This window comes from Candidatus Palauibacter sp. (assembly GCF_965222475.1).
GTDB lineage: Bacteria > Gemmatimonadota > Gemmatimonadetes > Palauibacterales > Palauibacteraceae > Palauibacter.
This window is the reverse complement of the sequence record NZ_CBDCUB010000006.1, coordinates 41,104-54,263: the sequence shown is the minus strand read 5'-3', so window position 1 is coordinate 54,263 and position 13,160 is coordinate 41,104. Positions and strand designations below refer to the sequence as shown.

Below are 13,160 nucleotides of genomic sequence, written 5' to 3'. Positions count from 1 at the left end.
TGCCCGGGTCTCCGGCCCGCGCGCCGCCCGTGCGCGGCAATATAACCGCTCCCCCGCACACCTGACGGGACCGGCGCGCCGATCGGCGCCGCCCCTTCTCGAGGCATACGCGATGGCGATCGAGATCGAAAACAGCTTCGACGTGCCCCAGCCCGTCGACCAAGTCTGGGGGTTCCTGACGGATCCCGAGCGGATCGTCGAGTGCCTTCCGGGCGCGAGGCTGATCGAAGCCGTCGACGAGCGCACCTTCCGGGGCGAGATCGGCCTCACGCTGGGGCCGATCGGGATGAGTTTCATGGGCCGGATCCACTTCGAGGAACTCGACGCCGAGCGCCATCACATGGTGATGACGGGTGAGGGAAGGGACAGACGCGGGAGCGGTAACGTGCGGATGAAGATGGAGAGCGATCTCCGGCGGCGTGAACAGGGAGGGACCCGCATCCGGGTCTCACAGTCGATCGCGCTCACGGGGCGGCTGGCCTCGTTCGGGCGCGGGGGGGTGATTCAGTCCGTCGCGAATGTTATGTTCAGCCGCTTTACGGGGTGCCTGCAACGGAAGCTGGCGCAATGAACGTCGAACAGGCACCCTGCACCCGGAGCGGTGGCGGCGGCGCCATGTGAACCCCGGCGACGCTGCGGGGTAGCCAAGCAGGTGTGGCCGCGTCTTGCGCACAGCGCCGACTCACGTTAATCGACCTTGATCCTCCTGTTACGAGGTGTCGCTAGATTGGTTGTGTTGCACGGCATTCCGGTCCGTGCGCTGTGTTCCGTACGAACGGTCAGAGGTACTCGATGAGAAGCACACGCAACATCCTGTCCTGGGTGGCAGCCGGGGTCGCCGTCCTCTCCGTCCCGACGGCGCCTCGCGCCCTCGAGGCTCAGACGGGCGGCCTCACCATCCTGGTTGCCACCGTGGCCGTGACCGAGCCGGTCGACCGTCGTTTCGGCGAGCGGATCGCCGAAGAGGTCCGGGAGGCGCTCGAGATCTTCCCCGGCTACATGGCGATCGAACGCGACGATGCGCGGGATATGATCGACCAGTTCGACCTCGACGAGAGAGCCATGACCGCCATCGACTGGCGGCAGTTGGCGATCCAGATGAACGCCAGCCTCGTCATGCTCGGGACCGCGGCCCAGGCCGGCGGCGGCGTCGAGGTGGACATCACATTCATGGAGCCGTCGAGCGGGGACGAGTTGCCCATGCGGTCGTTCGTCGTGGCGGACGATGACTCCCACGAGGAAGCGGCGGCGCATACGATGGAGCAGCTCGGGACCGCCGTCGAGTACGCGCGGTCGCTGGCGTTCTGCGCGGACTACCTCGCCTCCGAGCAGCCGAGCGACGCGATCAGCAACTGCAACGCGGCGCTGAGGCTGAGCCCGGAGAGCGAACGGGCTCACTATCTGCGCGGCCGGGCGCAGATGCTGAACGAGGCGTGGGCGGACGCGGCGATCGACCTCCAGTGGGTCGTGGACGAGAACCCGTCGAGTACCGAAGCGCTCGAAGCTCTCGCGTTCACGCACGCCCAGCTGGGCAACGGCGCCGAGTCGCTGCGCTACTATCAGGAGTTTCTCGGGTTCCAGCCGGACAGGGTCGAAGTGCGCATGCGGATCGCCTACGACCTCACGCAGGCGGGGCGCTGGGGAGAGGCCGTGCAGCTCCTCAAGGACGGCGTGGAGCGGGCCCCCGACAACGAGGACCTGCTCGAGTACCTGGCCGGCGCGGCGCTCCAGGCGGGGCAGACGGCGGGCGAGGTCACGGATGCCGACATGATCCGGGAGGCCGTCGACGCGTCCGGAAGACTCGTCGAGCTCCAAGGGGACGCCGTGAGTCCCTCCGTGCTGTCGAACGCCACGAACGCCTACATGCTCATCGAGGAGTACGACAACGCGCTCGCGTTCTCCGATCGGGCCCTCGAGTCGATCGCGGGGTCCGATGGCGCGAACGGCGAAGGCGAGATGTCCAGGGATGATCTCATGGCCCAGGTCCACTCGTCGCGCGCCAGGATCTACGATCGCCTGGAGGACCCCGCCACGGGTGTGGCGGAACTCGAGCAGGCGCTCGAGTACAACCCGGATCTGGAGAATGGGCGCCAACAGCTCGCCACGCTGAAGCTGAAGGCGGGAGATACCGCCGGGGCCGTGGAGGACTTTCGGGCCGCGGTGGCTGCGGGCGCCGAGCCGGATCAGGTGGCCAACGCCATCTTCTCCCAGGCCCATGTGACACACTTCGAGGCTCAGATGGGGGTCTATACGAATCCTGTGGCGATCGACGTGGGGGAGGTCGCAAAGGCGATCGAACTCTTCGCCGCCGCCGCCGAGTTTGCCCAGACGCCCCAGACTTCGGATCAGATCCAATTCTTCCTCGCTTTCGGCTACTACATGCAGGGAATCGCCTACGACGGGCGCAACGAAGCCGACGAGGCGTGCGGTCCGGCCCGGAACGCGCTGACCGCGTTCCAGAGAGTGACATCGCACCTGAACCAGTCGGGCAGCTATCAGGCGGCCAGCCAGCAGCAGATCCGCGACGCGACCGACCTACAGCTGTATCGCCAGGAGCAGATCATCGAGTCCTCCTGCGGCGGTTAGGACAAGGCAGCGCCCGTAAGGGGCGCTCCGCAGCCCGGTGCCCGGCTCGCGTTCTCCGCGGGCCGGGCACTTTTTTCCCCTCTTGATGGTACGAGATGGGGTAAATAGGGGTTGACACCCATCGCATAGGGGCCTAGAGTGGCACGCGGTGGGTGGAAACGGGGTCGTTCTGGGAGGAACACCCAAGCGAAATGTCGAAGGCACGATTTGCCGGGCTTTCTGGGGAGTTATCGACATCAACTCGACTCGCAGGGTCGGGTCAGTCTACCGGCCCCTTTTCGAAAGGGGCGGGAAGGCCAGCCGTTCGTCCTCCTCCGGACCGAACCCGAGGCGCTGTCCCTCTATCCCGACGAGGCATGGCAGGATGTGCAGGCCGACCTGCGGGAGATGTCGAGTCGACAGCCTCGTTTCCGGCACCATGTGCTGCGGGTCACGGCGAGCGCCGTCCAGATCGTGCCGGACGCGCAGGGGCGGATCCTGATCCCGGAGAGGATGCGGAAGGCGGTCGCGCTGGAGACGGAAGCGTTGGTGGTCGGCGCGATCAACCACGTGCAGATCTGGGATCCGGAGACGTTCGAGAACGTGACGAGCGCGAGCGATGAGGATTTCGAGCGGCAGATAGAGAAAGTGTTCGCCTGACGGGTCACCCGATCACCGCACGGTGGGGGCAGTCGAGGAAAGCCGACGCAGTGACGGAGGAGACGTTCCGGCATACGCCGGTCATGCCGGACGAAGCATTACGGTGGCTTCGTCCCGAACGGGGGGGCGTCTTCCTCGACGCGACGATCGGTGGTGCGGGGCATGCGATCCGGCTGTTGGAGACCGGGTCGGCCGTGCGAGTGATCGGAATCGACCAGGACGGGGAGGCGATCGAGGCCGCGAGGAGGCGGCTCGCGCCGCTGAGCGAACGGGTGAGGCTGATACGGGCGAATTTCAGGGACCTCGGTCGCCCGGAATTCGCGGGAGAAGTGGACGGCGTGGCGGGAGCCCTGATGGACCTGGGCGTCTCGTCGCACCAGATCGACACGAAGGCGCGCGGATTCTCGTTTCGTCCGGGTACTCCGCTCGGGATGCGGATGGATGAGACGAGGCGCGAAAGGTCTGCCGCCGACCTGCTGAATCGGGCGGACGAACAAGAGTTGGGCCGGGTCTTCCGTGATGGGGAAGAGCGCAGGTGGCGGGCGCTCTCACGTGAGGTGGTGCGGCGGAGGGAGATCCGGCCCTTCAGCATGAGCAACGACCTGGTGGCCGCGTTGTCCGCGGTGCTGGGTCGTCCGGTGCAGGAGAAGCGGAAGGCCAGGCTGTTCCAGGCCCTGCGGATCGCGGTCAACGACGAGCTGGCCGCGCTCGGCGGGGGGCTCGATGGAATCCGCGGACGGCTCGCCCCGGGCGGACGGCTCGTGGTTCTTTCGTACCACTCGCTGGAGGACCGTGTGGTCAAGCGGGCGTTCCGAGAGTGGTCCGCGGAGTGCGTCTGCCCGCCGCGTCTGCCGGAGTGTCGGTGTCGGGGAGAGTCGCTGGGCCGAGTGCTGACGCGCCGGCCGCTGCGGCCCGCGGAGGAGGAGGTGGCCCGGAACCCCCGGGCGCGGAGCGCGCGACTGAGAGCGTGGGAGAAGCGGCTGGCGGATGGGTGACGAAAGGGGAGGCGCCCGGACGGTCCGGCGACGGATCCTGCTCCGGTGGTCCGGCACAAGCCTCGCGGTTCTGGCGCTGGCCGCCTCTCTCGTGACGGTGGTTGGTCGCGGAGAAGACGGGCGGCGGCTGACCGAGGAGCTTCGCGGCCTCGAAGCCGAGGCGCGAATCGTCGAGGATCGGATCGACGTGGCGCGCACCAGGGTGGACTCCCTGACGACGCCGGCACGGATCGAACGCGCGGCGGGCGCGCTGGGACTGCAGCGGGCGGTGGAAGAGCAGCTGCTTCAGGTCGATGCGGCGAGCTCACGGGATGAGGAGGGAGGGGACAGGTGACGCGGTTCGGCATTCACGGCACCACGGAGGTCGCGGAAATCGCCGGCGACGCGCGAGAGGCGGCCCTCTCCCGCACGCACCGCCTCAGGCATCGGGTACTCGGGGTCGCGATCACCCTCGTCGCGCTCGGATACGCCGTACGACTGGGAGAACTCCAGATCGTCGAGGCGGATGAGCACCGCAGGGCCCAGCTGGAGCAGAGCGCCGAGTGGGAGGCGCTGCCGGCTCCACGGGGCAGAATCATGGATCGGCGTGGCCGCGTGCTCGCGGCGCCCGATACACGCTACCAGGCCTTCCTCGCCGTAGACGAACTGAGGCTCGAGCGGAGTGCCGCCGTCGAGGCGGTCGCGGCCGTCGTCCCCGTGCCGTCGGATCGCCGACGGGCCGTCACCGAGGCCGAGGGCGGGTGGTCGCTCGTCGCGAGCGACATCAGCGACGAGGAGCGCGTTCGCATGCAGCGGACGATCGGGCACGGCATATACTTCGAGAGCCGCGCCGCGAGGGACTACCCGCGAAGCATGGGCCGCCGGCTCATCGGCGCCGTGGGCGCGAGCGGGCGAGGGGGTACGGGGCTCGAGGCCGCCCTCGAGGGATGGCTGGCCGGCCGGGCCGGCCAGGCGGAAGTGCGGCTCGACGGCCGCCGGAACACCTACCGTCCGCCCGGCGGGCAGGTCATCGAGCCGGTCCCCGGACACGATGTCGTCCTCACCATCGACGCGGAACTGCAACGGATCGCGGAGAACGAACTCGCCCGCGCCCTGACGAAGACCGGGGCCAGCGGGGGGGACATGGTCCTTCTCGATCCACGCACGGGAGAGGTTCTGGCGCTGGCCAGCGAGCGCGCCGACGGGGCGCCCGATCAGATCTCGGCGCTCTCCGATCCCTACGAGCCGGGTTCCACGGCCAAGCCGTTCCTGCTCGCCTCGCTCCTGAGCGAAGGCGTCGTCGATCTGGACGAGGTTCTTGATGTGGAGGGCGGCGAACTGCGGATCGGGTCCAGGGTGATCCGCGATGTCCACGGCTATGACACGCTCCGGGTCCGCGAGATCATCTCGAAGTCGAGCAACGTGGGGGCAGCCAAACTGTCCGCGCGTCTGCCGTCTGCCGTTCAGCACCGCTACCTGCGCGACTTCGGATTCGGAATGCGAACGCAGGTCGGGCACCTCGCCGAATCGCCGGGGCGCCTGAGCCGACCGGAATCGTGGACTTCGCTCAGCCCGGCTTCCCACGCGATCGGCTACGAGATGTCGGCCACGTCGCTGCAGCTCGCGGCCGCCTACGGGACGATCGCCAATGGCGGGATCCTGCTGAAGCCGAGCCTGGTACGAGAAGTGCGGGACGCATCGGGACGCGTCGTCGAGCGCTTCGAGCCTCAGGCCGTGCGGCGCGTGATCCCCGAAGACGTGGCGGCCCAGGTTCGCGGCGTGCTGGAAGAAGTGGTCCGCGACGGGACCGGTACGCTGGCCCGGATGGCGCGCTTCGCCGTGGCGGGCAAGACCGGGACCGCTCGGCTCGCGGTCGATGGCCGCTACGCGCCGGGCCGCTACAGGGCCTCGTTCGTGGGCTTCGCGCCGGCGGACGACCCGAGGATCGTGATCCTCACGCGGCTCGAGGATCCGAGGGGTGGGGTCTACTACGGCGGCGCGATCGCGGCGCCTACGAGTCAGGCCGCGCTCGAAGCGGCGCTGGCGGCCGCTGGCGTGCAGCTCGATCCGCGCCTCGTGGTCTCGGACCCGCGCCCCCGGCCGTGGTCGGACTCGTCGCGCGCGGAGGAGGGGGCGGAACGGGCCATCTTCGCCGCCAGCGGCGCTGGCGGCGCCGGGGAGCCGTGGGGAGGGGATATCGAGACCGAAGGCCTCGTCCCCCTTCCGGACCTGACGGGCCTGTCCGCACGGGCGGCCGCGGCGCAGCTGCACGGACTCGGCCTGCGGGTGGCTTGGCAGGGAAGGGGCGTGGTCGCGTCGCAGAGCCCGCCGCCGGGCAGCGAATTGGCTCGCGGCGAAACCGTCGTGCTGAAGTGAACGGATCGGCCGGCCCGGCGGCCGGCAGGGTGGAAGAATCGGCCATTGCCGCAGCAGATCATCACAAGTGAACAGGTCGAACGTCGACTGGCCCGCGCGGGTCAGGCGCCGCGATGGCGGGGCCTCCCGCCGGCGGCCTTTCCGGGCCTTCGCTCCGACTCCCGGCAGGTCGGGGTCGGCGATCTGTTCTGCGCCATCCCGGGAATCCGGGTGGACGGTCACACCTTCGTCGGGGCCGCCGCGCGCGCCGGGGCGATGGCCGCGGTCGTCGAACGGATCGTCGAAGCGGAGATCCCGCAGCTGGTGGTCCGTGATGCTCGCGTGGCCGCATCGCACCTCGCCGCGCTGTTCGCGGGAGACCCCGGCGCCTCGCTTCGCCTGATCGGCATCACCGGTACGAACGGCAAGTCGACGACGGCGTGGCTCACGCGGTGGATCCTCGCGGACGCGGTCCCCGCGGCGGCCCTGGGCACGCTGGGCCCGGTCTCGGTCGATGGCGAGATCGGAACGCCGAGGCTGACGACTCCCGATCCCATCGACCTCGCGCAGGAACTCGCCGAACTCAGGGCGGGCGGGGCGGAAGCCGTCGCGCTCGAGGTCTCCTCGCACGCACTCGACCAGCGGCGCGCGGACGGCTTCTCCTTCGATGCGGTCGCCTTCACGAGCTTCAGCCGCGAGCACCTCGAGTACCACCCGGATCTCGAGGCCTACCGGGCCGCCAAGCTCCGCCTGCTCGAACTTCTCGCACCCGGCGGGGTCTGTGCAGTCAATGACGATGAAGAGGCCTGGCGAGGTATCGGACCCGACGGCGCCAAGACGCTCGGCTACGGCTTCGAGCCCACGGCGGACATCGGCGCGGACCGGCTGGTCCTCTCCGCGGACAGTTCCCGCTTCCGGCTTCGGGACCGGGGGGAGACGGCGGAGGTCTCGCTCCCGCTCCCGGCCGACTTCAACGTTCGGAACGCGCTCGCGGCCGCGGCCATCGCGCGGGGCCTCGGCCTCCCGCTCGAGCGCATCGCGGCCCGGCTGTCCTCGGCCCCGCCCGTTCCGGGGCGCATGGAGGTGCTCTCGCGGGAACCCGTCCTCGTGATCCGGGACTTCGCGCACAACCCCGACTCCTGCGAACGGGCGCTCTCCACGCTGCGTGCGATCGTGCCCGGGCGGGTCATCGCCGTCCTCGGCTGCGGCGGCGACCGCGACCGGGGAAAACGGCCGCTGATGGGCCGGATCCTGGCTCGACTGGCCGACGTCCCCATCGTCACCAGCGACAATCCGCGATCCGAAGACCCGCAGGAGATCTGCCGCGACATGGTCGCGGGCCTCCCGGCCGACGCCTGTGAGATCGTCATCGACCGCCGGGAGGCGATCGTCCTCGCCATCGCCCGGGCCGGGCCCGCCGACGCGGTCGCGCTCCTCGGCAAGGGGCATGAGACGACCCAGATCATCGGGGATGAGCGCCTCCCGTTCGACGAACGTCGGATCGTGGCCGAGATCGTCGCGGGCTCCGCCGGGGCCAACGCGAACGGCGGCCCCGCATGAGCGCGACGACCCAGGCCCCGGCGCTGAGGTCGGGGGAGATCCGGTCGGCGCTCGGGCTCGGCGGGGGCGCGCCGGAAGAGCGGGCCTACACCGGGGTGTCGTCCGATTCGCGGACGACGAGGCCCGGCGAACTGTTCGTCGCGCTGAGGGGAGAGCGGCATGATGCCGCCGACTTCCTCCCCCGGGCGGCGGCCCGCGGGGCCCGAGGTGCCATCGTTCGCGCCGGACGCGAAGATCCCGCACTGCCGCTCGAGTACTTCGCCGTGCCCGATCCCCTGCGCGCGCTCGGCGACCTCGCCGCCGCGGCCCGCCGGGAGTCCGCCGCCGCCGTCGTCGCGATCACGGGGAGTTCGGGCAAGACGACCGTCAAGGAGATGCTCGCCTGCGCTCTCTCCGAATCGCGGCGCGTGTACCGGACGGAAGGCAATCTCAACAGCCAGGTCGGCCTCCCCCTCACCATCCTGCGCGCGCCCGCCGACGCCGATACCTGGGTGCTGGAGGTCGGCGCGAGCGAGCCGGGCGAGATCGGTCGCCTCGCGGAGATCGCGAGGCCCGACCACGTCGTCATCACGACCGTCGGGGCCGCGCACCTCGAGTTCTTCGGCGACGTGGCCGGGGTGCTGCGCGAGAAGATGCGGCTCGCGCACGGCGTCTCCGGGTGCGGCGTGCTCGTCGTGGGGGAGGAGCCCGCCGCGCTTCCGGCCGCCGCGCGCGCCTACCGTCCCGACGCCATCGTGGCCGGTATCGGACCCGGGGCCGACTTCATCCCCGACGCGTATGCGGCCGGGCCGGATCGCATCGAGTTCCGCCGCCGCAGCGAGCGCTTCGTGCTCGGTGTCGGCGGCGAGCATCACCTCCGGGACGCCCTGATCGCCGCCGCCGTGGCCGAAGCGCTGGAGGTGCCGGCGGCCGCGGTCGCCCGGGGACTGTCGCGCTACGAGCCGCTCGGCATGCGTGGCGCAATCCGGCGCATCGGCGGACTCACCGTGCTGGCCGACTGCTACAACGCCAACCCGGACTCGTTTCGGGCGGCGATCGCCCAGGCCCGGCGTCTGCTCCCCGGCCGCCGCCGCGCCGCGTTCGCCGGCTCCATGCTCGAACTTGGTTCCGAGGAGGCCCGGGCACACCGGGAGATCGGGGACGAACTGCTCGCTGCGGGGTTCGATGTCATCGCCGCGACCGGACTCTTCCTCGAGGCCCCGTTCGACGGCGCAGAGGCCCCCTCGATCATCCGGAAGGAGGATCCCGCTGCGGCCATCGAGGCGTTCGGCGACGCCCTCAGGGGAGATGAGGTCGTGCTCGTGAAGGGTTCGCGCGGCGCGCGGCTGGAGCGGGTCATCGACGACCTGGAGGCCCGTTTCGGAGGGCGCGCCTGATGCTCTATCACCTCCTGTACCCGCTCGCGGACCAGCATATCCTGTTCAACGTCTTCCAGTACATCTCGTTCCGCGCCGCGGGGGCGATGGTGACGGCCCTCCTCACCGCGTTCCTCGTGGGCCCGGGCGTCATCTCGCGGCTTCGCCGACACGGAATCGGCCAGGTGGTCCGGGCCGACGGGCCCGCCACGCACCTCAAGAAGGCCGGCACGCCGACGATGGGCGGTCTCATCATCCTCGCCGCCTGTCTCTTCCCCACGCTCCTCTGGGCCCGCCTCGACAACACCTACGTATGGATCGCCTTCGGCGTCACCGCGTGGATGGGCGCGATCGGGTTCATGGACGATTATCTCAAGATCGTGCGTCATCACTCGCGCGGCCTCATCGCGCGGTACAAGCTCATCTGGCAGTTCGTGCTCGGTCTCGCGCTCGGCGGTTTCCTCCTCTGGCAGCCCACGTCGGCCTACGGCGCGACCCAGACCATGCTGCCCTTCTTCAAGGACCTGACCGTCGTCCTGGCGCCCGCCGTCTTCCCCCTCTTCGTGGCGGTCGTGGTGGCGGGGACGGCGAATACCGTGAACCTGACGGACGGGCTCGACGGACTCGCCACGGGGCTGGCGGCCATCGCCGCGCTCACCTTCGGCGCCTTCGCCTACGCGATCGGGCGGGTGGACACCTCGGCCTACCTCGGAGTCCTGTACCTGAACGGAGCCGGCGAGTTGTCCGTCTTCTGCGCCGCGCTGGCGGGGGCGGCGATCGGCTTTCTGTGGTTCAACGCCCACCCGGCGGACGTGATCATGGGCGACACCGGCTCCCTGGCCCTCGGGGGTGCGATCGGCGCCGTGGCCGTCCTCCTCAAGTCGGAGTTCCTCCTCCTCATCGTCGGGGGTGTGTTCGTGCTCGAGGGGCTCTCGGTGATGGCCCAGATCGGCTGGTTCAAGTTCAGCCGCTGGCGCTGGGGAGAGGGTCGCCGCCTTCTCCGCATGGCTCCGCTGCATCACCACTTCGAGAAGCTGGGCTGGCCCGAGCCGCGCGTCGTCACGCGCTTCTACATCCTCGGGATCATCTTCGCCCTCGTCGGCCTCGCGACGCTCAAGATCCGCTGATGGCGCGCAACGGCCGACCTCCGCTCTTCGCTCCCGGCGACCCCGTCGCCGTCCTCGGACTCGGCGTGTCGGGCACCGCGGCGGCCCGTCTGGTCCATTCCCTGGGAGCGGAGGTCTACGCCAGCGATGCGTTCGAGGGACCCCGGCAACAGGAGGCCGTGGAAGCCCTCACGGCCGAGGGCATCGAGGCGGAAGTGGGGCGGCACGATGTCGACCGCATTCTGGACGCGCGCCTCGTCGTCACCAGCCCCGGGATCGCGCCGAGCGCGGAGATCCGGCGGACCGTCGCCCAGGCCGGTGTTCCCACGGTGGCCGAGATCGAGGTCGCGTACCGGCACCTCGCGTCCCGCGTCATCGGCATCACGGGCACGAACGGAAAGACCACGACCACGGCGCTCTGCGGTCATCTCCTGCAGCAGGCCGGGATCGACGCCATGACGGCCGGCAACATCGGACGGCCACTCTCCGACGTCTCGATGATGAAGCGGCAGCCGGACTGGGTCGTCGTCGAACTGAGTTCGTTCCAGCTGGCCGATCTCCAGGCCTTCCGGCCGACGATCGGAGTCCTGCTAAACCTCGCCGCGGACCACCTCGACTGGTACTCGAGCATCGAGCGCTACTACGAGGACAAGGCCCGTCTGTTCGCGAACGCGGACGGGGATAGCCGCTGGGTTCTCAACGGGGACGACGCCGGGGTGCTTTCGATGGCGCGCCCCGCCGCGGGACGACGATACCTGGCCTCGAGCGAGGCTCACGAGGAACCCGGGGCCTGGCTCGACGAGGCGGGGAACCTCGTCCAGCGCCTCGAAGCGGGGGCGGCCCCGGAGACGTGGATCGCAGCCGCGGATCTCCCGCTCGTCGGCGCGCACAACGTGATGAACGCGCTCCTGGCCGGGCTGGCCGCGGCGCTCGCCGGGTGCGATGCGGTCTCGATCGGAGCCGCCCTCACTTCCTTCCGGGGACTGTCGCACCGTCTGCAGCGGGTGGGTGAGTTCGACGGCGTGGAGTGGATCAACGATTCCAAGGGGACGAACGTCTCCGCGACCAAGGTCGCCCTCAACGCCTTCCAGAGGCCGCTCGTGGCCCTTCTCGGAGGCCGGCACAAGGGGGAGTCGTATCGATCGCTGTTCCCCGCGCTGCGGGAGAACGCGCGCGCCGTGATCGCGTACGGCGAGGCCGCGCCGCAGATCGTGCGGGAACTCGGTGACGCGGCGCCGATCGACGTCGCCGGCAGCGTCCGGCAACTCGTCCGCCTCGCGCGCGAGGCCGCCGAACCCGGCGATGTGGTGCTCTTTTCACCGGCGTGCTCCAGCTACGACATGTTCCCGGACTACCGGGTCCGGGGGCAGGCCTTCGAGCGCTGTGTGCTCGAGTCGTACGGGGCGCTCGAAGCGGAAGGGAGGGAAGGGTGACGGATCACACCCTCGACTGGGAGCTTCCGCGCGTCCAGCGGACCGCGGGATCGCCCGCGTGGGTGCGAAACGCACTCCTCGCGATCACGCTCGTCCTCGTCGTGTTCGGGCTCCTGTCCGTCTATTCGGCCAGCTCGTTCGCGGCGCAGCAGAGCGGACGGCCCGGCAACTACGTGCTGCTGAGCCAGCTGGCGCGCGCCGCCGTCGGCGTCGTGGCGCTGATCGTGGCGGCGTTCGTCGACTACCGCGTGTACCAACGGCTGGCCTGGCCCATTCTCGCGGTCGCCGCGGCGCTGCTCCTCGTCCTCATCCTGCCCGGTACGACGGAGGTCGCGCCCGTCCGGAACGGATCGCGCCGCTGGCTGGAGTTGGGGCCGGTGACCTTCCAGCCCTCGGAGCTGGCCAAGGTGGCCGTGGTCGTCTGGACGGCGGCGCTCGCCGTGCGCAAGCAGGAGGCGTTCGACCGCTTCCGCGGCGGGGTACTCCCCTTCCTCCTCATCCTCGGGCCGGTACTCGTGCTGGTCGCCGCAGAACCTCACCTCTCCGCGACGCTCATCACGGGCGGGCTGGTGGCCACGGTGCTGTTCGCGGCGGGGATGCGCATCCGTCACTTCCTGCTCCTCGCGCTGCCGGCCGTCCCCGCCCTGTGGTGGCTGGTGCGCTCCAACAGCTACCAGCTCGCGCGCATCCTCGCGTTTCTCGACCCCGGGAAGGACACCTCCGGCGTCGGCTACCAGCTCCAGCAGTCGGAGATCGCGATCGGCTCGGGCGGCGTGACGGGCGCCGGATACGGCGAGAGCACGCAGAAGCTCCATTACCTGCCCGAGGCGCAGAACGACTTCATCTACCCCATCATCGCGGAGGAATGGGGGTTCGTGGGCGCGGTCACGGTCCTCGCGCTCTTCCTCATCTGGACACACCTCGGCCTCCGGATCGCCCGGTCGGTGCCGGACCTGTTCGGGCGGCTGATCGCGATCGGACTGACCGCGATCGTGGCGATCGGGGCGTTCGGCCACATCGGGGTCACGCTGGGGCTCCTGCCCACGACGGGGGTCAGCCTGCCCTTCATCAGCGCGGGTGGCACGGGCCTCGTCACGGCGCTCGGGATCACGGGTGTGCTGCTCAACGTGGCTTCGCGGCGGAGGGGCTGAC

11 protein-coding genes are annotated in these 13,160 nt (G+C 70.0%); all 11 read left to right on the top strand.

Translation table 11 applies throughout. The features are described 5' to 3' along the window. Positions 1-112 precede the first annotated feature (112 nt). Positions 113-571, top strand: coding sequence for an SRPBCC family protein (locus ACOQPP_RS11000; RefSeq protein WP_419166954.1), 459 nt, complete (start codon positions 113-115; stop codon positions 569-571). Between the two features lie 221 nt (positions 572-792). Then, positions 793-2,586, top strand: a complete 1,794-nt coding sequence (locus ACOQPP_RS10995) for a tetratricopeptide repeat protein (RefSeq protein ID WP_419166955.1) — start codon at positions 793-795, stop codon at positions 2,584-2,586. Between the two features lie 207 nt (positions 2,587-2,793). Next, the gene (locus ACOQPP_RS10990; protein ID WP_419166956.1) at positions 2,794-3,225 is read left to right on the top strand and encodes a division/cell wall cluster transcriptional repressor MraZ; all 432 of its coding nucleotides are present in this window, start codon (positions 2,794-2,796) and stop codon (positions 3,223-3,225) included. 50 nt (positions 3,226-3,275) lie between these two features. After that, a complete protein-coding gene (rsmH, locus tag ACOQPP_RS10985) occupies positions 3,276-4,220 on the top strand; it encodes a 16S rRNA (cytosine(1402)-N(4))-methyltransferase RsmH (protein WP_419166957.1) in 945 nt (314 codons plus the stop codon). Continuing rightward, a complete protein-coding gene (locus tag ACOQPP_RS10980; protein WP_419166958.1) occupies positions 4,213-4,554 on the top strand; it encodes a hypothetical protein in 342 nt (113 codons plus the stop codon). The genes rsmH and ACOQPP_RS10980 overlap by 8 nt, the downstream gene beginning before the upstream one ends. Then, positions 4,551-6,575, top strand: coding sequence for a penicillin-binding protein (locus tag ACOQPP_RS10975; protein ID WP_419166959.1), 2,025 nt, complete (start codon positions 4,551-4,553; stop codon positions 6,573-6,575). Before ACOQPP_RS10980 ends, ACOQPP_RS10975 begins: the two co-directional genes overlap by 4 nt. Positions 6,576-6,620: 45 nt before the next feature. Then, a complete protein-coding gene (locus ACOQPP_RS10970) occupies positions 6,621-8,114 on the top strand; it encodes a UDP-N-acetylmuramoyl-L-alanyl-D-glutamate--2,6-diaminopimelate ligase (RefSeq protein WP_419166960.1) in 1,494 nt (497 codons plus the stop codon). Continuing rightward, positions 8,111-9,490 carry a UDP-N-acetylmuramoyl-tripeptide--D-alanyl-D-alanine ligase gene (locus ACOQPP_RS10965; RefSeq protein ID WP_419166961.1) on the top strand — a complete coding sequence of 460 codons (1,380 nt, stop codon included), beginning with the start codon at positions 8,111-8,113 and terminating at the stop codon, positions 9,488-9,490. Before ACOQPP_RS10970 ends, ACOQPP_RS10965 begins: the two co-directional genes overlap by 4 nt. After that, positions 9,490-10,596: a phospho-N-acetylmuramoyl-pentapeptide-transferase gene (gene mraY, locus ACOQPP_RS10960; RefSeq protein ID WP_419166962.1), complete on the top strand. Its 1,107-nt coding sequence runs from the start codon at positions 9,490-9,492 to the stop codon at positions 10,594-10,596. Before ACOQPP_RS10965 ends, mraY begins: the two co-directional genes overlap by 1 nt. Continuing rightward, a complete protein-coding gene (gene murD, locus ACOQPP_RS10955; RefSeq protein ID WP_419166963.1) occupies positions 10,596-12,008 on the top strand; it encodes a UDP-N-acetylmuramoyl-L-alanine--D-glutamate ligase in 1,413 nt (470 codons plus the stop codon). The genes mraY and murD overlap by 1 nt, the downstream gene beginning before the upstream one ends. Next, the gene (gene ftsW / locus ACOQPP_RS10950; protein ID WP_419166964.1) at positions 12,005-13,159 is read left to right on the top strand and encodes a putative lipid II flippase FtsW; all 1,155 of its coding nucleotides are present in this window, start codon (positions 12,005-12,007) and stop codon (positions 13,157-13,159) included. Before murD ends, ftsW begins: the two co-directional genes overlap by 4 nt. The last annotated feature ends 1 nt before the right edge of the window (position 13,160 follow it).

What these genes read in the sequence shown, in the direction of transcription:
- ACOQPP_RS10965 (WP_419166961.1), top strand. Translation starts at nt 8,111, where the DNA reads ATGAGCGCGACGACCCAGGCCCCGGCGCTGAGGTCGGGGGAGATCCGG.
- ACOQPP_RS11000 (WP_419166954.1), top strand. Translation starts at nt 113, where the DNA reads ATGGCGATCGAGATCGAAAACAGCTTCGACGTGCCCCAGCCCGTCGAC.
- mraY (WP_419166962.1), top strand. Translation starts at nt 9,490, where the DNA reads ATGCTCTATCACCTCCTGTACCCGCTCGCGGACCAGCATATCCTGTTC.
- ACOQPP_RS10980 (WP_419166958.1), top strand. Translation starts at nt 4,213, where the DNA reads ATGGGTGACGAAAGGGGAGGCGCCCGGACGGTCCGGCGACGGATCCTG.
- murD (WP_419166963.1), top strand. Translation starts at nt 10,596, where the DNA reads ATGGCGCGCAACGGCCGACCTCCGCTCTTCGCTCCCGGCGACCCCGTC.
- ACOQPP_RS10995 (WP_419166955.1), top strand. Translation starts at nt 793, where the DNA reads ATGAGAAGCACACGCAACATCCTGTCCTGGGTGGCAGCCGGGGTCGCC.